Source organism: Nonomuraea sp. KM90 (assembly GCF_052246675.1).
Taxonomy (GTDB): Bacteria; Actinomycetota; Actinomycetes; order Streptosporangiales; family Streptosporangiaceae; genus Nonomuraea.
This window is the reverse complement of sequence record NZ_JBQQCB010000042.1, coordinates 35,751-56,457: the sequence shown is the minus strand read 5'-3', so window position 1 is coordinate 56,457 and position 20,707 is coordinate 35,751. Positions and strand designations below refer to the sequence as shown.

At 72.2% G+C, this 20,707-nt stretch carries 19 protein-coding genes and 1 pseudogene; 7 read left to right on the top strand and 13 right to left on the bottom strand.

Annotated elements, in window-relative coordinates:
* The first annotated feature begins 284 nt into the window (after window positions 1–284).
* Entirely contained in the window at window positions 285–1,478 is a 1,194-nt protein-coding gene (locus tag ACTWPW_RS32750) for an FAD-dependent oxidoreductase (RefSeq protein ID WP_443170877.1), read from the top strand.
* On the opposite strand, the gene ACTWPW_RS32745 is transcribed toward ACTWPW_RS32750, so the two are convergent.
* A complete protein-coding gene (locus ACTWPW_RS32745; RefSeq protein ID WP_443170876.1) occupies window positions 1,421–2,914 on the bottom strand; it encodes an alpha/beta fold hydrolase in 1,494 nt (497 codons plus the stop codon). The two genes, ACTWPW_RS32750 and ACTWPW_RS32745, sit on opposite strands and share 58 nt — an antisense overlap.
* A 115-nt stretch (window positions 2,915–3,029) precedes the next feature.
* Window positions 3,030–3,853, bottom strand: a pseudogene (locus ACTWPW_RS32740) (SDR family NAD(P)-dependent oxidoreductase).
* 82 nt (window positions 3,854–3,935) lie between these two features.
* Between ACTWPW_RS32740 and ACTWPW_RS32735 the strand changes: the two are divergent.
* Window positions 3,936–5,501, top strand: coding sequence for a hypothetical protein (locus ACTWPW_RS32735; RefSeq protein WP_443170875.1), 1,566 nt, complete (start codon window positions 3,936–3,938; stop codon window positions 5,499–5,501).
* 142 nt (window positions 5,502–5,643) lie between these two features.
* Here ACTWPW_RS32735 and ACTWPW_RS32730 read toward each other — a convergent pair whose 3' ends face one another.
* Window positions 5,644–6,525, bottom strand: a complete 882-nt coding sequence (locus ACTWPW_RS32730; RefSeq protein ID WP_443170874.1) for an arginase family protein — start codon at window positions 6,523–6,525, stop codon at window positions 5,644–5,646.
* A gap of 28 nt (window positions 6,526–6,553) precedes the next feature.
* Here ACTWPW_RS32730 and ACTWPW_RS32725 point away from each other — a divergent pair, with 28 nt between their 5' ends.
* From ACTWPW_RS32725 to ACTWPW_RS32705, 5 genes are all read left to right on the top strand, one after another.
* The gene (locus ACTWPW_RS32725; RefSeq protein ID WP_443170873.1) at window positions 6,554–7,312 is read left to right on the top strand and encodes a CGNR zinc finger domain-containing protein; all 759 of its coding nucleotides are present in this window, start codon (window positions 6,554–6,556) and stop codon (window positions 7,310–7,312) included.
* Between the two features lie 88 nt (window positions 7,313–7,400).
* The gene (locus ACTWPW_RS32720; protein WP_443170872.1) at window positions 7,401–7,811 is read left to right on the top strand and encodes a hypothetical protein; all 411 of its coding nucleotides are present in this window, start codon (window positions 7,401–7,403) and stop codon (window positions 7,809–7,811) included.
* Window positions 7,812–7,936: 125 nt separating this feature from the next.
* Window positions 7,937–8,161 carry a hypothetical protein gene (locus ACTWPW_RS32715; RefSeq protein ID WP_375113092.1) on the top strand — a complete coding sequence of 75 codons (225 nt, stop codon included), beginning with the start codon at window positions 7,937–7,939 and terminating at the stop codon, window positions 8,159–8,161.
* A 79-nt stretch (window positions 8,162–8,240) separates the two neighbouring features.
* A complete protein-coding gene (locus tag ACTWPW_RS32710; protein ID WP_443170871.1) occupies window positions 8,241–8,537 on the top strand; it encodes a hypothetical protein in 297 nt (98 codons plus the stop codon).
* A complete protein-coding gene (locus ACTWPW_RS32705) occupies window positions 8,537–9,778 on the top strand; it encodes a DUF6745 domain-containing protein (protein ID WP_443170870.1) in 1,242 nt (413 codons plus the stop codon). The genes ACTWPW_RS32710 and ACTWPW_RS32705 overlap by 1 nt, the downstream gene beginning before the upstream one ends.
* Before the next feature lie 62 nt (window positions 9,779–9,840).
* Here the strand turns inward: ACTWPW_RS32705 and ACTWPW_RS32700 are convergent, their stop codons facing one another.
* The 10 genes from ACTWPW_RS32700 to ACTWPW_RS32655 form a co-directional block, all read right to left on the bottom strand.
* Window positions 9,841–10,668, bottom strand: coding sequence for an STM4011 family radical SAM protein (locus ACTWPW_RS32700; protein ID WP_443170869.1), 828 nt, complete (start codon window positions 10,666–10,668; stop codon window positions 9,841–9,843).
* Window positions 10,662–11,927 carry an STM4012 family radical SAM protein gene (locus tag ACTWPW_RS32695; protein ID WP_443170868.1) on the bottom strand — a complete coding sequence of 422 codons (1,266 nt, stop codon included), beginning with the start codon at window positions 11,925–11,927 and terminating at the stop codon, window positions 10,662–10,664. The genes ACTWPW_RS32700 and ACTWPW_RS32695 overlap by 7 nt, the downstream gene beginning before the upstream one ends.
* On the bottom strand, window positions 11,914–12,729 hold the full coding sequence (locus ACTWPW_RS32690; RefSeq protein ID WP_443170867.1) for an STM4013/SEN3800 family hydrolase: 816 nt from the start codon (window positions 12,727–12,729) through the stop codon (window positions 11,914–11,916). The genes ACTWPW_RS32695 and ACTWPW_RS32690 overlap by 14 nt, the downstream gene beginning before the upstream one ends.
* Complete coding sequence (locus tag ACTWPW_RS32685; RefSeq protein WP_375113098.1) at window positions 12,716–13,777, bottom strand: STM4014 family protein; 1,062 nt, start codon at window positions 13,775–13,777, stop codon at window positions 12,716–12,718. Before ACTWPW_RS32685 ends, ACTWPW_RS32690 begins: the two co-directional genes overlap by 14 nt.
* A gap of 25 nt (window positions 13,778–13,802) precedes the next feature.
* Window positions 13,803–14,786 carry an STM4015 family protein gene (locus ACTWPW_RS32680; protein WP_443170866.1) on the bottom strand — a complete coding sequence of 328 codons (984 nt, stop codon included), beginning with the start codon at window positions 14,784–14,786 and terminating at the stop codon, window positions 13,803–13,805.
* A gap of 1 nt (window position 14,787) precedes the next feature.
* Window positions 14,788–15,744 carry an STM4015 family protein gene (locus ACTWPW_RS32675; protein ID WP_443170865.1) on the bottom strand — a complete coding sequence of 319 codons (957 nt, stop codon included), beginning with the start codon at window positions 15,742–15,744 and terminating at the stop codon, window positions 14,788–14,790.
* A gap of 126 nt (window positions 15,745–15,870) precedes the next feature.
* The gene (gene efeB, locus ACTWPW_RS32670; RefSeq protein ID WP_443170864.1) at window positions 15,871–17,262 is read right to left on the bottom strand and encodes an iron uptake transporter deferrochelatase/peroxidase subunit; all 1,392 of its coding nucleotides are present in this window, start codon (window positions 17,260–17,262) and stop codon (window positions 15,871–15,873) included.
* Window positions 17,263–17,277: 15 nt separating this feature from the next.
* Complete coding sequence (efeO, locus tag ACTWPW_RS32665; RefSeq protein WP_443170863.1) at window positions 17,278–18,408, bottom strand: iron uptake system protein EfeO; 1,131 nt, start codon at window positions 18,406–18,408, stop codon at window positions 17,278–17,280.
* Between the two features lie 11 nt (window positions 18,409–18,419).
* Window positions 18,420–19,244, bottom strand: a complete 825-nt coding sequence (gene efeU, locus ACTWPW_RS32660) for an iron uptake transporter permease EfeU (protein ID WP_443170862.1) — start codon at window positions 19,242–19,244, stop codon at window positions 18,420–18,422.
* 95 nt (window positions 19,245–19,339) lie between these two features.
* Window positions 19,340–20,707 carry a glycoside hydrolase family 5 protein gene (locus ACTWPW_RS32655; RefSeq protein ID WP_375113104.1) on the bottom strand — a complete coding sequence of 456 codons (1,368 nt, stop codon included), beginning with the start codon at window positions 20,705–20,707 and terminating at the stop codon, window positions 19,340–19,342.

Below are 20,707 nucleotides of genomic sequence, written 5' to 3'. Positions count from 1 at the left end.
TGCAAAGAGGGTCGATGTGGCCTTTGTGCATGGTGTGACTGTTGTTTTCCCGTCCTGTCAAGGCGAAGAAAGCCGTGAACGGTGTGGGCTATCGCCCCGATGATTCGTGCCCTGGTCATGGCTGTTAGCGGGATAAAGGTCAGGAAGTAGCGATATAGGACAATTTCCTGCATCTGTGCTGGGTTCTGCCTGCGAGCGTTGGCCAACAAGCGTTGACATGCGGGGACCATCGCTCTAGTGTCAACAGGTGTTGGCCTACAAGCGTGGGCTTCCGAGGAGGAATCATGATCAGCACTGACGTGCTCATCGTCGGCGCCGGCCCCGTGGGGCTGACCACCGCCATCGTCCTGACCCAGCTCGGCCACGGCGTCGTCGTCGTGGACGGGCAGGCCGAGGGCGCGCACACCTCCAGGGCCGCGGTCGTGCACTCGCGCACGCTGGAGCTGCTGGAGCCGTACGGGGTCACCCCCGCCCTGACCGCGCGCGGGGTGCACACGCCGCGCTTCACGATCCGCGACCGCGACCGGCTGCTGGTGCCGGTGCCCTTCGAGGGGCTGCCGACGCGCTACCCGTACACGCTGATGGTCTCCCAGGCGGACACCGAGGCGTTCCTGCTGGCCAGGCTCACAGAGCTGGGCGTCCGGGTGCTGCGGCCGGCGCTGGTGACCACGATCGCGCAGGACGCCTCCGGCGTCACCGCGACCCTGGCGGACGGGCGCACGCTGCGGGCCTCCTACCTGGTGGGGGCCGACGGGCTGCACAGCGTCGTACGCGAGCAGGCCGGGATCGGCTTCGGCGGCGGCACGTACGCCGAGTCGTTCACCCTGGCCGACGTCCGGCTGAGCGGTGGGGTGCCGCAGGACGAGGTCATCCTCTACTTCTCGCCCGACGGCCTGGTGGTCGTGGCGCCGCTGCCCGACGGGCTGCACCGGATCGTGGCGACCGTGGACGAGGCCCCGCGCGAGCCCGACGCGGCGTTCGTGCAGCGGCTGCTCGACACGCGCGGGCCCCAGGCCGTGCCCGCCGTGGTCGAGGAGGTGGTGTGGGGGTCGCGCTTCCGCGTCCACCACCGGATCGCCGACACCTACCGGGACGGGCGGGTCCTGCTCGCCGGGGACGCCGCGCACGTGCACTCGCCCGCCGGCGGGCAGGGCATGAACCTGGGCGTCGAGGACGCCGTCAAGCTGGGCGAGGCGCTGGCCAAGGTGCTGGCGGGCGGCCCCGAGGACCAGCTCGACGGCTACGCCGCCGCCCGCCGGCCGGTGGCGGAGAAGGTCGTGGCGCTGGCCGGGCGGCTGACGGCGCTGGCCACGGCGAGCGCGGCCCTGCGGCCGGTGCGCAACCTGGTGCTGGGGCTCGCGGGCCGCGTCCCCGCCGTACGCCGCCGCCTGGCCTGGCAGCTCTCCGGCCTCGACCGCCGTCAACTCGGCAGCGGGACCCCGGGGCAGGAGCCCGGGCGGTGGCCGGTCTCGAAGTAGGCGACGACCTTGGTCAGGCAGCCCGGAGTCCTCAGGGCGGAGCCGTGCACGTCGTCATCGATCGTCACCACGTGCCCGCCGATGACCTTCTGCGTCTCCAGCGTCCACTCGTACGGCGACGGGCTCTCGTGCAGGTGCCCCGACATCACCAGCGACCCCCCGCTGTGCCGCAGCTTCGGGGCCTGGGCGGGCAGCGGCCACCCCGCGCACAGCGGGAAGAACGCGCTGGCCTCGCCGGTCACCGGATAGCGCTTCAGCCGCTGCTGGTAGGCGTTCCAGGCCGACTCGAACGTACGCGGCCCCAGATCCTCGTTGCAGAAGATGGACACGTTGGCCACCCGGTTCTGGCGCTCGGGCGCATCCGCGGGCTTCGGCGGCCGCTCATCGCCGAAGGCTCGCTTGAGCGCGGGCGGCGCCTCCGGCCCGGTGGCGTCCACCAGCTCCTTCAGCACCTCGGTCACGTCCGGCCAGGCCACGCTCGGCTGTCCGGCGGCCTCCGCGATCATCCGGCCGTCGATGGTGACGTCGATGTCGGTGAAGGTCAACGGGTCGGCGTCGTACTTCTCGCGCAGCCGCGTCAGCGCCGAGACCACCTCCTCCTCGGTCGAGCCGAACCCGTACGTGTCGTCGCGCCCGGCGATCCACGCGGCCATCCGCCGGAAGTCGCGGTCGGTGGCCATGGCGCGTACCTCGGTGAAGACGTCCATCCTGGGCACGGGCAGCGCCTGGCTGTCCAGCCACATGCGCCGCACCTTCCCGGGGAACAGGCTGCGGTAGACCGTCCCCAGCCAGGTGCCCCACGAGACGCCCAGGAAGCTGAGCCGCGGCTCGCCCAGCGCGGCGCGGATCCGGTCGAGGTCGCGGGCCACGTTCGCGGTCGTGAGCTGGCCGACGAAGCCGGGGTCCGACTTGCCGCACTCCTGGTTGCCCTTGACGGTCTCGGCGTAGACCCTCCTGGCCTCCTCCTCGGTGACGGGGCCCGGACCCGGCGGCCTCTGCGGGCCCACCGCGCACTTGACCTTGGTGCTGTAGCCGACGCCCCGCGGGTCGAACCCGATCAGGTCGTGGCGGTCGTTCAGCTTCGCGCCGCCCATGACGAGCTCGATGGGCATCAGGTAGCCGCTGCCGCCCGGCCCGCCGGGGTTGACCGCCAGGCTGCCCACCCGCCGCTTCCGGTCGGTGGCCTTGAGCCTGGTCAGGGCGATGGTGATCTGCTTGCCGCCCGGGTCCGCGTAGTTCTGGGGGACCTTGAGCGTGCCGCATTCCGTACGGCCGAACAGGCGCCGGAACTCGGGGAAGTCCTTCTCGGCGAGCCCGCTCCAGCGCAGCACGTCGTCGGAGTAGGCCGGGCAGTCCCGCCACGTGATCGCCGGTGGCGCGGGGACGGCCAGGGCGCCGAGCGCCACGGCGCCCGCGATGAGAGTGTGAAGGATCATGCCCTCAGGCTGACCGCGGGCCGGGCCGGTCACATCCCCCGGCAGTGGGAGCCCGTGGCTCTCCTTCAGGGGAGGATCGCGCTCAGGGGAGGCTCTCCTTCAGAGGGTGTCGCGTTCAGGGAAGGATCGAGTCCACGTAGCCGCCGTCCACCCGCACCGCCGCGCCCGTCGTCGCGGAGGCGAAGGGCGAGCTCAGGTAGACCACCATGTTCGCGATCTCCTCGGGCTCGATCAGCCGCTGGAGCAGCGACTGCGGGCGGTGCCGCCGCATGAACTCCCGCTGCGCCCGATCCCAGGGCAGGTCCCGGTCCACCAGCTGGTAGACGAACTCCTCCACGCCCCGGTGTGCGTCGGCCCCGCGATCACGGAGTTGACCGTCACCCCGCTGCCCGCCGCCTCCTTGGCGAACCCACGGGAGACCGCCAGCAGCGCGGTCTTCGTCATGCCGTAGTGGATCATCTCCTGGGGGATGACGACGGCGGAGTCGCTCGCGATGTACTGGATCCGGCCCCAGCCGCGCTCGGTCATGGCGGGCAGGTAGGCCCGGGTGAGGCGGACCGCGGCCAGCACGTTGACCTCGAAGTAGCGCCGCCACTCGTCGTCGCCGATCTCCAGCGCCGGCTTGGCCCCGAAGATGCCCAGGTTGTTGACCAGGATGTCCACGTGGGGGAGCATGCTCACCACCCGCTCGCAGCCCTCGTCCGTCGAGACGTCGCCCGGCGCCGCGACCAGGTCGTAGCGCGGCAGCGCGCCGACGGTCCGCTCGGCCTCGATGCGCTCGTCGTCCATCCGCTCGATGGCCGCCGCGACCGAGCCCTCGCCGCGGCCGTTGATGCCCACCCGGGCCCCGGCCTGGGCCAGCCCGGTGGCGATGGCCGCCCCGATCCCCTGGGTCGAGCCGGTGACCAGCGCGGTCCTGCCACTGAGATCGATCCGCACGATGTCCCACCCCCTGCCGCCATTCTCCGCGATCACTCGACGGCGGCTCGCACCGGGGGTGTGATGCGTAGGCTGGGGGCGCGTGGAAGGGGCGTGGGTGCACCGGATCCTGTGGCTGGTCGTGGCGGTCGCCTTTGTGGTGGGCATGGTCATACCGGACGATCCGGAGACGGAGGAATGCCCGCCCCGCGACACCCGGGTGGCGGCCCCCTACGCGGTCACCGGCTACTGGGTCATGCCGCGGGCCGACAGGTGCGTCACGCAGCGCATGGTCGAGGCGATCCACACCATCGGCGGCGACACGCTGATCACGTTCGGGCCCCGGTTCGACACCCGGCCCGATCCCGACTTCGACGCCTGCCTCGTGGACGGCAGGCCGTGCGCCGAGGTGCCGGGCAAGCGGGTCCGCCAGGTCTACACGTACGCGACCAGCGAGGAGTTCGGGCCGGGCATGCTGCGCTGCCCCGGGCTCGACCGGCGGATCGAGAGCCGGGGGCGGATCTTCTACCGGCTGTCGCTGGCCGCCTCCTGCGCCGAAGCCGTGCACGACCTCGTGCTCGTCACCACCGACGGCGACGGGCTGGGGAACCTGATGCGCGAGGCGACCGCGTACGGCATGACGGTCTTCCCCGGGCTGCCCGCGGCGCCCCAGCGGGAGGGCAAGCCGTGGGAGCCCGACCACGCGCACACCGCGGCGCTCAACGCCTTCACGGCGCGGGTGCTGGCCGACTACCGGGAGCGGTTCACGGGGCTGTCGGCGTTCGGCGGGGTGTACCAGTCGTTCGAGCTGGCCGTGCGGGCGCGGGCGGACAAGGACCCGATCGTCTCGCTGTACGCGGCCCAGCACGCGGTCGTCGCCGCCGCGCTGCCCGGGAAGAAGATCGTGGTCAGCCCGTACATCGACGCGCGCAGGGGCCGCGGGTTCCCGCCGTCGCAGGTGGAGGAGGGCCTCGCGGACCTCGCCGGCACCCGGGCGGGGCTGCCGATGGCGATCGCCGTGCAGGACGGGCGGGGGACGGGCAAGGTCCCGGTGTACGGCGCGCACGAGGCCGCCGCGAAGGTGGCGCCCCGGCTGGTGCCGGTCGTGGGAGACGTGAGCAACGCGCAGGCGTACTACGGCTCCACCAGCGACTACGTCGAGGCGGCGGCCCGGCGCGTCCCGGAGGGCGTGGAGCTGTGGGTCAACGTGGAGGGCTTCGAACCCTTCCCGGCGGCGGGGGAGTGCGGGCGGGTGGACCCGCTGCCGCTGCGCGGGCGGACCACGAAGAGCCGGCTCGACCAGCAGGTCATGGCGGCGGGGCGGCATGCCGTCAAGGTCATCTCTTACGGGTGGGACCCCTTCTTCACCTGCCAGGCCCGCTACGACACGCCGTCGCTCGCCGACGACATCGCGGCCGGGTGGCAGCAGCCGATCATCGTCGCCGCGTACCGGAAGGAGCTGAACGGGCGGCCCGGGATCCTCGTCGAGGGCCACAACCTGCACGGCGGCACGCTGCGCTTCGGCGACGTGGTGGTGAAGCAGGAATGGTACGGGCGGGAGCGGCTCGAGTCGGCCTGGGCACCGTACGCGCCCTCGGGCGCCTGGACCGCCATCACGGCCACCAACGCGGCCGGCCACTCCAGCACCAGCGCTTACGTGATCCGCTGACCCCGCCCTCATCGGAACCCGCCCTCATCGGGACCCGCCCTCATCGGGACCGCGCTTGTCACGAGCGGCGCTTGTCACGAGCGGGCCGAAACTGGGAGGCCAGGAGCGGCGACGTGCGGAGGACGGGGTCGGGGGTCGGGGGTCAGGTGAGGGCGGCCACCAGGATGTCGGCCAGCAGGGCCGCCTGGGTGCCGTCCGGGTCGAGGTCGGGGTCGAGGATCGTCACCTCCAGCCCGGCGGCTCCCGGCAGGCCCGCCAGCCCGCGCAGCAGCCCGGTGAGCCGGCCGGCGTCGAGCCCGCCAGGAGTCGGGGAGTCCACGGCGGACAGCACGGACGGGTCGAGCACGTCCGCGTCCACGTGGATCCAGAACCCGTCGAGCTCGTCCCGCACCAACACCTCCCTGGCCCGGTCGAGGGGGATGTCGTTCCCGGGCACGTACGACAGCCCGCTGTCGGCGATGTCCCGCAGGTCCTCCTCGTCCCGCACCCCGAGCACGATCACGTCCTCGTCCTTGACGTACGGCCGCAGCCCGCCGATGTCCGTCAGGTAGTCGTCACCCCGCCCGGTGACCAGAGCCAGATCCTCACCGGCCGCCGCGCCGACGTGCGGCGAGTTGCCCAGGTGCCGGAAGTCGGCATGCGCGTCCAGGTACGCCAGCCCGTACCGCCCCTCCTCGCGCAGGGCCAGGGCGGGCCCGAGCACGATCGAGCAGTCACCACCCAGCAGGATCGGGAACCCGCCGTCCCGCCTGATCACGCTCACCCGGTCGGCCAGGGCACGGGCGTAGGCCGCGATGGCGGGCCCGTTGCGCACGCCATCGCCCGGCTTCCAGGTGGTCACGTAGCGGGGCGGGACGAGCGCGCCCGCGTCGGTCGCGCCGAGACGCCCCACAAGTCCGGCGTTCCGCAGCGCCCAGGGGGCCTTGTAGCAGCCGGGGATCGTGCCGGGGGCCGGTGGGCGCAGGCCGAGGTTGGAGGGGGCGTCGAGGACCGTCAAGACTCTGTCAGGGGTTATTATGCTCATAGTCCTGACGGTAACAGGAGGGGTGCGGATGCGCCAGTTCGGTGAGACGGGGCTCGTGGCGATCGACCTGGCCAACACGTGGGACGAATACCTGGACGACCCGGAGCGGCTCCCGGACGTGGCGGCGTTGCGACGCTTCTGCGCGGAACTGGACGTGCCGGGCGCACCCGGCGGCGATGAGCGAGAGTCGGTCACCCCAAGTGCGTCCGACGGCGGCCGGGACGGCGCGGGCTCGGCGGGTGGGTCGGGCGGTGGCCGGGGCGATGCGGGCTCGGCGGGTGCGTCGGGCGGTGGCCAGGGTGGTGCGGGTTCGGCGGGTGGGTCCGGCGGGGGCCGGGGCGAAGCGGGCGAAGCGGGCTCGGTGGAGGAGGCTGGTGGCGGTCGGCGGGAGGGGGGTGAGGCGGGGGAGCTCGAGGCCGTCCGGGGGGTGCGGGGGCGGCTCCGGGAGGTCCTGAGCGGCGCGGACGCGCAGGCGCGGACGCGGGCCCTGGCCCGCTGGGCGGCCGAGCTGCCGCTGCGCGCGACCGTGGTCGACTCGGACGGCACCCCGGTCCTGCGGCTCGCCGCCCCCGAGGGCGCCCCGCTGGGCGAGAGGCTCGCGGTGCGGGCGGTGACGGAACTGCTGGACCTCGCGGTGACCGGCGACTGGGAACGGCTGCGCCTATGCGCGGCCCGCCCGTGCCAGGACGCCTTCGTCGACCGGAGCCGCCCGGGCCGGCGCCAGTTCTGCTCGACCCGCTGCGCCAACCGCGCCCACGCCGCCGCCTCCCGCGCCCGCCACCGCTGAGCTGCTTATCTGAACTACTTCAGATAAGCTGGTGGCCATGGTGACGAAGAGCTTTCCGTACAGCGCGTTCCTCCGAGGACCCTCAGAGGTGCTGCCCACGCTGGACAACGCCGACGTCATCCTCGAACGCCGCGACGACGAGAACCTCATTCTGATGCGCGCGGAACGGTTCGAAGCGGGGGCGTCCAGCCTGCGCATCGCCGCCCGAGCGCTCGCCATCGTGGCTCGCCGCAACGGCGATCTCGCGGAGGAAGTGCTGGCAGAGGAGCTTCCCTGGCTCACCTGGCTGCCCGATGCGGAGCGGCATGAGTGCGTGCGTGAGCTCCTCAACCACCTGATCGCCGGTGCGGACACGGGAGAGCTGCTCCCGTTCGCGCGGGCGCTGACGTCGTGGCGATCGACCGCGGTGGTCTGGAGCGATCCCCGGCTCGCCCGCGAACTGCAGGGGCCCTTCCCCGGCGACGGCGGAGAGGTAACGCGCCCGAACGGCGACGTCTGATGTCAGGGCGTGGCGACGACGTGCCGCGGCCTCATCCATGGCGCGTCCGCTTCGCCGACAGGCGCGCGGCTGAGGGCTGGCGGCACCTTCTCGCCCAAGCGCCGGAGAACCTCGACCGGGCATGGGTGGCCATCACCGCGGACCCGCGACGGGTGGACTGCCGCCAGCACCCGCTCAAGGGTGCGCTCGGTGTGGTCAAGGTAGGCGGCCAATCGCTGGAACAGTGGCAGTACGAAGCCACGTCCGGCGGTCGGTTGTGGTACGCGATCGACGATGAGGAGCGCACCTTGTGGATCACGCGCGCCGGCGCCGGTCATCCGAAGCAGACCGACCAGCGGCGTGGCCGGTAGGGCGGCGCGGGTGAGACCGGGAATTGTCGGTGGGCCCGGTTAGCTTTCGATCATCCCCCCGATCGATGGAGGTTGGTCGATGTACCGACAGGGCGACATCCTGCTCGTGCCCGTTCCCGAGGAGTCCGCGCCCGGCGTGGCGCGTCCCGAGCCGAGGGATGCCCGTGGGCGGCTCGTGCTGGCGCACGGTGAGGCCACCGGGCACTGTCACGCCATCCCCGGTCCCGGCACGTTGGCCCGGGGCTTTCTGCACCTGCCCGAGGGCGGGCGGCTCGTGCATGAGGAGCATGAGGCGATCTCGTTGCCGAAGGGCTGGTATCGCGTGGTCCGGCAGCGTGAATACGTGCCCGGCTCCTACCGGGTGGTGGCCGACTGATGGCGACCTTGACGTGGGAGCGGGTCGCCCTCGCCACCGGGCCGGGGGAGGATGCCGAGGAGGCTGTGCGGCAGGCGTACCGGGAGGCGGGGCTGGCCGAGCCCGAGCTGGTCGTGGTGCTGCCGTCGCCCGCCGCCGGAGCCGAACTGGCGGCTCGCCTGGCCGGAGGTGCGGAGGCCGGTTCCGGGCAGGGAAGCGACGGTCCCGATGGGAGCGACGGTCCCGACGGGCAGGGGGGCGACGGTCCCGGCGGGGTGGGAAGTGCCGGTCCCGGCGCGCTGGGAAGTGCCGGTTCCGGGGTGGGGAGTGGTGGTCTCGGGCTGGGGGGCGGTGGGGCCGGGCGGTGTGTGCGGGATGAGTTGCGTACCAGGCCCTGGGAGCGGGCCAGGGCGGCGGCGTACGGCGAACTGGGGCCTGTCGGGTGGGCGGAGCTGTGGGCCGAGACGGGTGGGCGGCTCTGGCCGCAGGTCGATCGGCTCGTCGGTGACCTGCGGCGGGCGATCGCCGACCGGGGCGGCGAGAGCTTGCGGCAGGTGACCCTCGACGCCGTGCTCGGGCAGCACGACGCGCCCTGGCTCTCGGCGTTCGACGCGCTCGACGCGCCCGGGCCGGCGGCGCTGGGCGGGCTCGACGGGCTGGGCGGGCTTGACAGGCTCGACGCGCCCGGGTCGGCGGCGCTGGGCGGGCTCGATGGGCTTGACGGGCTTGACGGGCTCAAGCGGGTCGCCGAGCGCGCGGGGTGGTGGTGGCCGTACGAACGGGTCGCCATCGTCACGGAACGGCCCGTCGAGCTGCACCTCGACGACCAGGGGCGGCTGCACCGCGCGGACGGGCCGGCCATGGTCTACGCCGACGGGTTCGCCCTGCACGCCTGGCACGGCATGCCCGTCCCGGCCGGCTTCGGCGCCGCGATGACCGGGCTCACCCCCGAGCGCATCCGCTCCGAGGAGAACGCCGAGTTGCGCCGCGTCATGCTGGAGCACTTCGGGTTCGACCGCTACCTGGCCGAGTCGGGCGCGAAGCCGGTGCACTCCGACGAGACCGGCGTCCTGTGGCGGGTCGAGCTGGCCGATGACGAGCCGCTGGTCATGGTGGAGGTGGTCAACTCCACGCCCGAGCCCGACGGCACCCGCCGCACCTACTTCCTGCGGGTGCCGCCGTGGACCGAGCGCGCCCGCCAGGGGGTCGCGTGGACGTTCGGGCTCGCCGAGGACGCCTACCTCCCGCAGCGTGAGACCTGAGGTCATGGCGCCCCGGAAGGGCCGGGCGGTCATGGTCCGGTACGGCGGTTCGCTCGCCGAGGCTAGAAGGTGGTGGGGATGCGTTCGAGCACCCCGCCGGTGAAGACGTCGTAGAGACCGAGCGGCTCCAGGTGGACATACCCGATATGGCAGTCGCAGGCCGTGGCGGGGCACCCTCGGGGCCGCAGCGCGCCCCGGTACGAGCCGTCATACAGGTTGCCCAGCACCTCCGGCACGAAGTGGCAGCGGCGCACGGTGCCGTCGCCGTTCACCGAGATCACGCTGTCTCCCGTGCGGCAGGGCAGCCCCGCGCTGGCGTGCGGGAAGCGGCTGTGGTGGAAGAGCGGGTCGACGGCCGACCACTCGGCGGCCTCGGCGTCGGTGTAGAGGCGACCCTCCTCGGCGTTGACCCACACGTACGTCTCGGGCGGCAGGTCGGCCCGGAGCCTCCTCGCGTACGACAGGTGCGCCGGGTCGCCGACGATGCCGACGCTGTGGCGCACCGGCAACGAGCGGACCTTGGCCAGGAACCGCTCGTACGGCACCTGCGTCGGGTGGTAGGTCACCCACAGCGCGGCCCGCTCCGACGCCTCCGACAACCACCCCGTACGGCAGCTCAGATTCGTCTGGATGGCGACCTTCGCGACGTTCGGCAGCCAGGACAGCTCCACGAGGGCCCGCCGGTACCAGGACCTGACCAGGCCCTCACCCCACGGCGTGAACAGCACCGAGACCTCGAACGCCTGCTCCGCGACCCACCCGGCGAACCGCTCCAGCGCGGCCCTGTCGGCGCGCAACTGCTCGGGCGTGTCCCGGCGCTTGGCGAACGGGCAGTAGGCGCAGTCGTAGTCGCAGCTGGCGAGTGGGCCCCGGTAGAGGATGGTCAGCATGCCTCGTACCCGTCCATGAGCCGCCGCACCTCGGGCGAGAACAGGGCGGGGCCGACCGCGTCCGAGTGGGCCAGGCCCTCCGGGGTGAGCGTGATCGTCTCGTCCGTGATCGTGAGCCAGTGGCCGAGCCCGTCCATGGGGAAGTCGTCCAGGACGTCGATGCCGAACCGGTCCGTGTAGAGCCGCCGGGACATGCCCTCCGCCCGCAGCAGCGACTGGATGAGGTGCCGCCGCCTGCGCTCGTCCGGCGAGAGCGCGAAGCCCACGTTCGCCACGTCGAAGTCGGCCCTGGCCACGTAGTCGTCGATGATCGAGCGCACGTGCCGGGCGCCGACGGCGTACTCGAAGGAGTAGTGCAGGCCGCTCGTGTACGACCGTGCGCCGCAGCCCAGGCCCACCATGCCGTCGGTCTGGCAGCAGTAGTCCGCCTCCGCACCGGAACCGGGGAGCCGGAACATGCGCATGGACACCTGCTCGTACCCGGCCGCCAGCAAATGGTCGCGCCCGGCCCGGTAGAGCTCCAGGCGCTGGTCGTCCCATGCCCGCCCCTGCTTGCCCAGCCCGGTCAGCGGCCGGACGTAGAGCGGGTAGAGGTACAGCTCCTCCGGCCGCCACCCGAGTGCCGTGTCCAGCGAGTACCGCCACGACCGGGGCGTCTGCCCGTCGATGCCGTAGATCAGGTCGATGTTCAGCACCGGCACGCCCGACGCCCTGATCGCGTCCAGCGCCGCGTCCACCTCGGCGCGCTTCTGCGGGCGCACCGCCGAGCGGGCCTCCTCCGGCACGAAGCTCTGCACGCCGATGGAGATCCGCGACGTGCCGCGCTCGGCGAGCACGGACAGGCGGTCGGGCGTGGCGGTGGCGGGGGAGGTCTCCACCGACAGCGGGATCCGCGCCAGGTCCACGCCCATCGTCCGCTCCGTCAGGTCGAACAGCCGGTCCAGCTCGCGGGCGCTGAGGTACGTCGGCGTGCCCCCGCCGAAGGCCGCCGTGCCGAAGGAGGTCTCCTCCAGCGCGTCGCGTACCTGCCCGGCCTGGCGTTCGAGGGCGTCCAGGTAGGCCGTGACCAGCTCCTCCGGCGCGCCGGTGCGGGTGAACAGGTTGCAGAAGCCGCAGCGCATCTCGCAGAACGGGATGTGCACGTACAGCGCTCCCGGCCGTTCCCCGGCCCAGACCTCCTTGAGGTGCGGGCGCGGGTCGAGCGGCCGGTACGCGGTCTTGTGCGGGTAGGCGTAGACGTAACTCTCATACGGCCGCATGGTTCTCCAGGACGAAATGGGTGTAGGGGACCGTCCAGACCACCTCGTGGCCGATGCGGTGGCCGACGTGCCCGTCCTCGCCGTACGCCGTGCCGTGGTCGGAGCACACGATCGCCAGGCAGGGCCGGCGGCGGCTCATGAGCGCGTAGAGCCGGCCGATGTGCTGGTCGACGTAGCGCAGGGCGGCGGCGTGGCTGTCCAGGGAGTCGCCGGTGGTGCCGGGCAGGTAGAAGTGGTTCGGCTGGTGCAGGGCCGAGACGTTGAGGAAGAGGAAGACCGGCCCGCGCGCGTCCCGCAGCACCTCGGCGGCGCGGTCGATCTGGCGCTCCAGCGAGGCGGGGTTCGTCACGCCGAACTCCGGCTCCCAGTGGCTCTCGGCGAACAGGCCCGGCAGCGCCGACCCGAGCGGGGTGAGCTTGTTGAAGAACCCGACGCCGCCGACGCACACCGTGTGGTAGCCGGCCCGCGCCAGACCCGTGGGCAGGTCGGGAGCGTCGAACACCCACGTCCCCGCCGCCGTGCTCTCGCTCCCGGGGAACGTGGCCGCGAACAACCGGGGATGCGGGCCGGGGGTGACCGGCGTGGGCAGGAAGCCGGCGAACATGGCGGCGTGGGCGGCGTACGTGAAGCTGCCCGGGCTGTGCCGCCGCTCCCAGCGCGCGCCGGGCGGCAGCAGGTTCGGCAGTAGCCCCGCCTCGGCCTGGGCGGCGGCCACGTCGTAGCGCAGCGTGTCGAGCGTGACCAGGAGGACGTCGTGGCTGCCGATGATCGCGTTCATGTCGAGCCCGTCACCAGCGGCCATCGATGACCGCCTCGACCTGCTCGGCATAGGTGTCCCGCCCATGTCCTGAAAAATCCCCCAGCCCCGGCAGCAGGTCCCCGAACGCGTTGACCTCCGCCACCGCCACCGACCGCCAGTCCGCCCCGACCATCACGTCCACGCCCGTGCTCAGGCTGCCCGGGAAACACGCGGCCGCCCGGGCACACACCTCCAGCACCCGCTCCCACAGCCCGGCCCGGCCGCGCACCGTCTCCAGGTCGCCGCGCGAGCCGCCGAGGTGCAGGTTCGTCATGGGGCTGCGGCTCGTACGTACGACGGCGTGCGTCGGAGCCCCGGCCACGGTCACCACCCGCAGGTCGAACACCCGCCCGCCGCTCGACGCCTTCGGGAACCACCGCTCCACGTGCAACCCGTCGGCCGCCAGGAAGTCCACCAGCCGCCGCGCCTCCGCCTCCTCCGTCACGGTCCTGACCCGCAGCGAGTTGCACAGCACCCCGCCGATCCAGGTGGCCGAGGTGACCGCCCGCACGCGGCCGGCGTGGGCCTGGAAGGCGATCACGCCGGAGGCCGAGGAGCCGTGGGCGGGTTTCACGAACACCCTGGCCCAGCCGCGCCGCGCCATCTCCTCGCGCAACTCCTCGTACGACCCGGCCTCGAACGCGCCCGGCACCGGCACCCCGGCCCCCGCCAGCACCGCATGGCAGCGCCGCTTGTCGAACATCACCCCGATCTCGCCCACGTCCCCCAGCAGCCGCACGCCGGGGATCGCCGCGACCCGCTCCAGCCCGGCGGTGAACGCCTTGTGCCAGGCGGCGCCCCCGCCCACCCGCGCCGGATCGCCCGGCCCGCGCAGCAGCTCGTCGGCCCGAGCGTCCTCCCCGGGGGAGTCGACGCGCAGCAGCGACCCCTCGGGCGCGCCGACCTCGCGCCCGGCCAGCACGTCCGGCCACGAGATCACGTACGGCTCCGCGAGCCCCCGCCCGACCACGGCGTCCCGGAACATGGTGACCCGCCGATCCCCGGGCGTTCCGACCACGCCGAACCGCACCGGCGTCCCCGACGTCGTCACCCGCCCACCGTCACCTTCGGGGCCGTCACTCGGCCACCGCCACGTACATCCAGTCGTCGACCTCGGGAACCCGTCTCTCGTGGAGGTCGACGATGCCGGGCAGCGCCGCCCGCATCCGGGAGATCATGGCGTCGCGGAGGAAGTGGTGCCGCAGGTCCAGGACGCGCAGGTGGGTCAGGGGCTGCCCGCTGAGCAGCGCCTCCGCGCCCCGGTCCGTGAGCAGCCCCATGCCCAGGCTGAGCTCCTCCAGCCGGGCCACCACGGGCGCGGCGGCCACGGCGGCGGCCACCTCGTCCTGCCGCTCGCTGTCGCGCAGCCCGAGCCGCCTGAGCGCGGGCAGCCGCACGCCCGACAGGACGCCCTCCAGGTCGGCGATCGTCGCGTCGCCGCCGTAGTCCTCGACGCCGAGCCACAGCTCCAGGTGCTCCAGCGCCGGGAACGTGCTCGCACTGACCGCCCGGACCACCTCGCCCGGCAGCCCGCCGCACTCGAACCGCAGCACCCTGAGGTGCTCGTGCTCGACCGGCCGCAGCACGAGCCCCTCAGACCCGCGCACCTCCAGCCGCTCCAACTCCGGGTACGCCGCCAGCAGCGGCGTGATGTCGCCCTGCCGGATCCAGGAGATCTCCCACGTCTCGGTCTCGGTGAACCCGAGGAACACCGAGCGCAGCGCGGGCAGCCGGTCGGCGTACGCCGCGAGCACCCCGGGCGCGTTGGTCGAGCCGTAGCCGGTGACCGCGAGGGCCTCCACCCGGCCGGGGTCCACGCTCGCCAGCAGGCCGTCGAGCTCGTCGGCCAGGCTCGTCTCGTTCCTGTCCGCGTCGTGGTGGCCCTCGTCGTACACGAGCCAGGCGACCCGCTCGGACGGGTCCGCGCCCTGGCCCGGAGCCCTGACCGGCAGACCGGCGAAGTGCTCGCGGCTCAGGCCGAAGGAGTGGTCGTGGTGGGCCGGGTCGCCGGGCCGGAACGTGTCGCCGGGATCGGCGAACGCCACCTCGTACCGGTCCATGTCACTCGCTCACCTGGACGTAGCGCCAGTCCTCGTCGCGGCTTCGCGGCTCGGACAGCCGTACCTCGACCCCGGGCAGCGCCTCGGTGAGGCGGGCCATCATCGCCCTGCTCATGTAGTGGTGTTCGAGGTCGAAGCGGCGCAGGTGGGTGAGCGGCTGGCCGCTGAGCAGCGCCGCCGCGCCCTCGTCGCCGAGCGAGCCCATCGACAGGCTCAACGACTCCAGCCGGGCCACGACGGGCGCGGCCGCCAGCCCGGCGGCCAGCTCGTCCGCGAACGGGCAGTTCTGCAGGCCCAGGTGGCGCAGCGCGGGCAGCCGCTCGCCGCTCAGGATCCCCGCCACGTCGGCCGCCGTCGCGTCGCCGCCGTACTCATCGACGCCGAACCACAACTCCAGGTGCTCCAGCGCCGGCAGGTCGCTGCCGCCGACCCCGCGCACGACCTGCGCGGGCAGGCCGCCGGTCTCGAACCTGAGCACCCGCAGCGCCTCGTGCCGCACCGGCGCCAGCGCGAGCCCCGTCCCGCCCCGCACCTCCAGCCGCTCCAGCTTCGGGTACGCCTCCAGCAGCGGCGTGATGTCCGACTGCTGGATCCAGGAGATCTCGGCCTGCTCCGGCGAGATCGCGCCCAGGAACAGGGAACGCAGCTCGGGCAGGCGGCCGGCGTTCTCGGCGAGGCGGGCGATGACGGGCGCGTTGTCGGTGTCGTAGCACTCCTCCCACTCCCCGATCACGATGGCCTGGACCTTCGCGGTGTCGGCATTTTCGAGAAACCAGTCGAAACTTTCGGAGATCTGGTCGGGGGCGTCGTCGTCCCACTCGCTCGCCTCGATCCGCCAGGCGACGGCGGACAGGTCCGGTCCCGGCTCCCCGTCCTCCGGGGCGGCCGCATAGGCCAGGGGGTACCCGGCGTAGGCGTCGAGGTAGCGCTCGTAGTGGGTCGGCTGGTCATCGGTCACGGGGCGGTCCTAGGTCATGGGGGGATACGGCTGTCCTGTCCTACCAGACCAACCTGACATTTCCGCCAACCTTTCGTGCCCTGGAAGCACAGCTCCCGCGGCTGCGACTCCCGGCCGCCCGGGGACTCAGGTTTCGAAGAGGGTGCGGCCCCAGTAGTCCCCGGCGTCCCGGACGCCCGGTGGGCAGGCGAAGAGGGCGCTGGAGACGTGCTTGATGTACTCGTTGAGCGGATCGGTGCGCGCCAGGCTCATCTGCACCGGTACGAACTGCTTGCGGGGATCCCGCTGGTAGGCGATGAAGAACAGCCCCGCGTCCAGGCGGCCGAGCCCGTCCGAGCCGTCCACGAAGTTGTAGCCCCGCCGCAGCAGGTGCGCGTTGCCGTGCGAGCTCGGGTGTGCCAGCCGTACGTGGGCGTCCGCCTTGATGTACGGCTGCCCGTCCGGCCCCTTGGCCGCGAAGTCCAGCGGGTCGAACTCGGCCTTCTTGCCCAGCGGCGCACCCTCGCCCTTGTCCCGGCCGAAGATCTGCTCCTGTTCGGCCAGCGACGTGCGGTCCCAGGTCTCGATGGTCATGCGGATCTTGCGGGTGACCAGGTAGCTGCCGCCCGCCATCCAGGCGCTGCCGTCCTCGGCGGAGGCCCAGAGCTGGTCGCGCAGCAGGTCGGAGTCCTCCAGCTTGAGGTTGTTCGTGCCGTCCTTGAAGCCCATGAGGTTGCGCGGGGTGGTCTGGGAGCGGGAGGTGGACGACGTACGGCCGAAGCCGAGCTGCGACCAGCGTACGGAGACCTTGCCGAAGCCGATCCTGGCCAGGTTGCGGATGGCGTGCACGGCGACCTGGGGGTCGTGGGCGCACGCCTGCACGCAGAGGTCACCTCCGGAAATTTCCGGAATGAGCTGCTCTCCCGGAAATTTCGGCAAGTCGGCGAGAGCGGCCGGACGCTTCCCCGCCAGCCCGAACCGCTCGTCGAACAACGACGCCCCGAACCCGACCGTCAGCGTCAGCCCCGACGCCGGCAGCCCGAGCGCCTCACCCGTGTCGTCGGGCGCGGCCTCGGGAGCGCCGCCCACCGCGCCGAACGAGCCCGCCTCCTTGCCCTGGGTCAGCCGCGCCGCCGCGGCCGTCCACTCCTGCAGCAGCTCCATAAGCTCGGCCCGCTTGTCCGTCGTGACGTCGAAGGACACGAAGTGCAGCCGGTCCTGCGCGGGCGTGACGATCCCGGCCTGGTGCTCGCCGTAGAAGGGGAACGGGTCGGAGGTGGAGGAGGCGTGCGCCCGGGGCGGCTCGTCCAGCAGCGACCGCGCCGCCACCGCCCCGGTGCCCAGCACGGCGGCCCCCGCCGCGCCGAGACCGAACAGCTTCCTCCTGCTCACCCGAGCCTCCCGCCCCTTAGCGGGCGACCCCGTGGTGTCGGGCCCGGTGGCGGGCCCATCGGCGGGGGCGTCCGCGGCGCCCTGCCCGCCGGCCGGGACGGGCGTACGCTCCCGGTCGTCCGCGGCGCCCTGTCCGTTGGTCGCCATCGTGCCCACCTCCCGCTACTTCGCCACGATCGGGGCGATCTTGCTGATCGGCTCGCCCAGGGCGTTGATCGAGTCGGACAGCGCCTTCAGCTCGGCCTTCGACAGCTCGTTGTGCAGCTGCCAGCCGTCGCCCTTCTGGTGCACGGCGAGCGCCGCCTCGGCCGCCGCGAACTTCTCGTCCAGCGTCTTGACCAGGTCGGGAGCCCGCTCCTCCAGCACCGGCCGGAGCGCCTGCACGGCCGCCTTGGAGCCTTCGAGGTTGGCGTCGAAGTCCCAGAGGTCGGTGTGCGACCAGATGTCCTCCTCGCCGGTGATCTTCCCGGTGGCCACCTCGTCGAGCAGTTCCTTGGCGCCGTTGGCCAGGTTCAGCGGAGTCAGCTCGGTGGCGTTGGCCTTGGCCACGATGGTCTTGATGTCGGCGATCAGCTTGTCGGCCATGGGGCCGCTCTTGCTGATGTCCTTGTGGATCCACAGATCCTTCTCGATCTTGTGGAAGCCGGTCCACTCCTCGCCCTCGGCCAGGTCGGCCTCGCGGCCGTCGATCGCGGGGTCGAGGTCGCCGAAGATCTCCGCGACCGGCTCGATGCGCTCCCAGTACGTACGCGCCACCGGGAACAGCTCCTTGCCCTTCTCGATGTCGCCCGCCTTGACCGCGTCCACGAACTCCTGGGTCTTGACCAGCAGCGTGTCGGTCTGCGACTTGACGTAGCGCTGGTAGCTCCTGGTGGCCTCGGCCAGCTTGGCGTCGGCGTTGAGCGGTTTGTGCTGGCCGGTCACCTTGAGCGCGTTGCGGATGCCCTTGCCGACCATGCCGGGCTTGCAGGCGGTCTCGTACGCTCCGGCCGGCAGCTCGGCGATGAGTTCCCTGGTCAGGCCGGGCACGATGTTCTCCACCTCGGCCATGACCCGGTCGCCCGGCGCGTACACGTAGAACTCGGTGACCTTGGTGCCGCCGTTCGTGATCGCGAACGTGGTGGTGCCCGCCGCGACCTCGGTGGCGGCGACCTTGCACTCGGTGTCGTTCGCGGCCACGGCGACCTTGCCGGGTCCGGCGGAGCCGGAGGGGGCGGGGGTGCCCCCCGAGCCGCAGGCGGCCAGCGCCGCCAGGGCGAGCGCGCCGGCGGACATGCTGATGGCGGTACGCATGATGCTCCTGTTCACGCGGCCGAGGGCGCGGTGGACTTGGCCTGCTGCGGGCGCAGGAAGAGGAAGAGGGTGGGAACGAGGTACGCGGCCCAGGCCACGACCTCCAGAACGCTGGGCTGCGGGGTGATGTTCAGCATCCCCGCCAGCACGGCGCCGTGCGGGGAGTCGGCGGGCAGGACGGCGCTGATGTCGAAGGCCTGGGTGTTCAGGCCGGGAAGCACGCCGGCCTCCTGGAAGTCGTGCACGGCGTACTTGAGGATGCCGGCGGCCACCAGGATCAGCAGCCCGCCGGTCCAGGCGAAGAACTTCGTCAGGTTGATCGTCAGGGCGCTGCGGTAGATGCCCCAGCCGATCAGTACCGCCGTGAGCAGCCCCAGGCAGATGCCGATCAACGGTTCTGCCGAAGCGATGGCGCCCTGCACGGAGGCGAAGAACAGCAGCGCCGTCTCCAGCCCCTCGCGCGCGACGGCCAGGAACGCCATCACGACCACCGCGATCGACCCCAGCTCCAGCGCCTCGGAGAGCTTGCCGCGCAGCTCCTTGGAGAGCGCGCGGGCCGCCCGGCGCATCCAGAAGATCATCCAGGTCACGAACACGACGGCGAGCAGCGAGGTGATCGCCTCGAACAGCTCCTGCCCGGTGTAGCTGAGGCGGGCGGCGGTGAAGGTCAGCAGCGCCCCGAACGCCACCGACAGCACGACGGCCGCGCCGACCCCGCTCCAGACCTGAGGGAGCTTGTCCTTGCGGTCACTCTTGACCAGGAAGGCGATGAGGACCGAGACGACGAGCGCCGCCTCGAGTCCTTCACGCAATCCGATGAGGTAACTGGCGAACACGATTGCCTACCGCCACTCGCTGAGGGAAGCCTTGCCTAAATTAGGGCAGGCGAAGCATACCTACGCAAGCATCCGGAACGACAGGGACCCCCCACTCACCTCTTGAGGTTGTCGGCCAGCAGATCGAGCAGGGGTTCGCGGCGTACGCACCGCTCCAGGCGGAACGAGTCCGCCAGCGCGACCAGGTCGTCGTCGCCGAGCCCGCGGAACAGCTCCGCGTACTCGGGGAGCAGTGCCTGGGCCAGCAGGATGTGCCTGATCAGGTCGTCGGCCTGGTAGCGGGCGCCCCACGGGTACGGGTCCCAGCCGGGGAACTCGGTCTCGACCAGCGCGTGCAGCGGGGCCAGCACGTCCGTCGACTCCTCCATCGTCGAGCCCCAGCGATCGGCGCCGAGCCGCCGCTTCTTGGCGATGAAGTCGCCGAACCGGTCGAGGTAGGCCCCCGAGGCGTGCACCAGCCCCTGCAACCCCACGTCCTTGTACGTCCACAGCGACCAGCCCGCGCCGTGCTCGTCGTAGATCGCGAGCTGGTCGCGCAGGATCTGGTAGCGCTGCCCGTCCACGACGGGGTCCCCGGTGTAGACGGGCCCGAACTCGCCCACCCACAGCGGCGTGCCCGTCTCGCGCTGGAAGCGGGAGCGCTTGTCGAACGTCCGCTCCAGCTGGTTGCGGTCGCACCACTCGCCGCGGGTGTACCCGGGGTACGGGCCGCCGTGGGCGAAACCGGCCAGCGCGTAGTCGTGAAGGACGAAGACCGTGTTCTCATACACCTCCCGAAATATCGAGAAATCGGTGGAGTAGGTGTTGCCGTCGAGGAACAGGACGTGGCGCGGGTCGGCGGCCCTGATCGCCTTCACCAGGCGGTCGTAGAACGGGCCGATCACCTTGCCCGACACGTCGCCCGGCTCGTTGACCGGGTTGTATCCGGCCACCCAGGGATTGTCGCGGTAGTGGTCCGCGATGACCTCCCACAGGTGCACCGCCCGGTCCTGGAAGTGCCGGTGCTGCCAGAACGCGGCCACGTGGGTGGGATTGTCGGAGTGCCAGTGCTGGTTCTGCGAGCCGGGCAGCGCGTGCAGGTCGATCACGCTGTGGATGCCGTGCGCGCCCAGCAGGCCGATCACCCGGTCCAGGTGGCGGAAGCCGCGCTGGTCGATCTCCAGGGGGCGCTCGTCGGACTCCCAGTGGCGGTAGTTGACCGGGATGCGGACGCAGTTCATGCCCAGCCCGGCCAGCAGGGCCGCGTCCTGTTCGGTGAAGAACGAGGTCAGCAGCCGGTCGAAGAACAGCTCCGCCCGGTCGTCGCCCAGCACGGTGCGTACGGCGTGCCGCATGGAGGACTCGTTCGCCGGGTAGCCGGTGATGAAGTTCTCCATGTTCATCCAGCCCCCGAGACCCACCCCCCGCAGGCGTACCGGCGTGTCGTCGTCCGTGAGGAGATGGGTTCCGGACACGTGCAGCAT

Excerpts from the sequence above, each read along its gene's own strand:
- ACTWPW_RS32710 (WP_443170871.1), top strand. The coding sequence starts at position 8,241 with ATGTACCGACAGGGCGACATCCTGCTCGTGCCCGTTCCCGAGGAGTCC.
- efeB (WP_443170864.1), bottom strand. The coding sequence starts at position 17,262 with ATGGCGACCAACGGACAGGGCGCCGCGGACGACCGGGAGCGTACGCCC.
- ACTWPW_RS32695 (WP_443170868.1), bottom strand. The coding sequence starts at position 11,927 with ATGCGGCCGTATGAGAGTTACGTCTACGCCTACCCGCACAAGACCGCG.
- ACTWPW_RS32730 (WP_443170874.1), bottom strand. The coding sequence starts at position 6,525 with ATGAGCATAATAACCCCTGACAGAGTCTTGACGGTCCTCGACGCCCCC.
- ACTWPW_RS32700 (WP_443170869.1), bottom strand. The coding sequence starts at position 10,668 with ATGCTGACCATCCTCTACCGGGGCCCACTCGCCAGCTGCGACTACGAC.
- ACTWPW_RS32680 (WP_443170866.1), bottom strand. The coding sequence starts at position 14,786 with ATGGACCGGTACGAGGTGGCGTTCGCCGATCCCGGCGACACGTTCCGG.
- ACTWPW_RS32725 (WP_443170873.1), top strand. The coding sequence starts at position 6,554 with ATGCGCCAGTTCGGTGAGACGGGGCTCGTGGCGATCGACCTGGCCAAC.
- ACTWPW_RS32745 (WP_443170876.1), bottom strand. The coding sequence starts at position 2,914 with ATGATCCTTCACACTCTCATCGCGGGCGCCGTGGCGCTCGGCGCCCTG.
- ACTWPW_RS32655 (WP_375113104.1), bottom strand. The coding sequence starts at position 20,707 with ATGCTGCACGTGTCCGGAACCCATCTCCTCACGGACGACGACACGCCG.
- efeO (WP_443170863.1), bottom strand. The coding sequence starts at position 18,408 with ATGCGTACCGCCATCAGCATGTCCGCCGGCGCGCTCGCCCTGGCGGCG.
- ACTWPW_RS32705 (WP_443170870.1), top strand. The coding sequence starts at position 8,537 with ATGGCGACCTTGACGTGGGAGCGGGTCGCCCTCGCCACCGGGCCGGGG.
- ACTWPW_RS32750 (WP_443170877.1), top strand. The coding sequence starts at position 285 with ATGATCAGCACTGACGTGCTCATCGTCGGCGCCGGCCCCGTGGGGCTG.
- ACTWPW_RS32690 (WP_443170867.1), bottom strand. The coding sequence starts at position 12,729 with ATGGCCGCTGGTGACGGGCTCGACATGAACGCGATCATCGGCAGCCAC.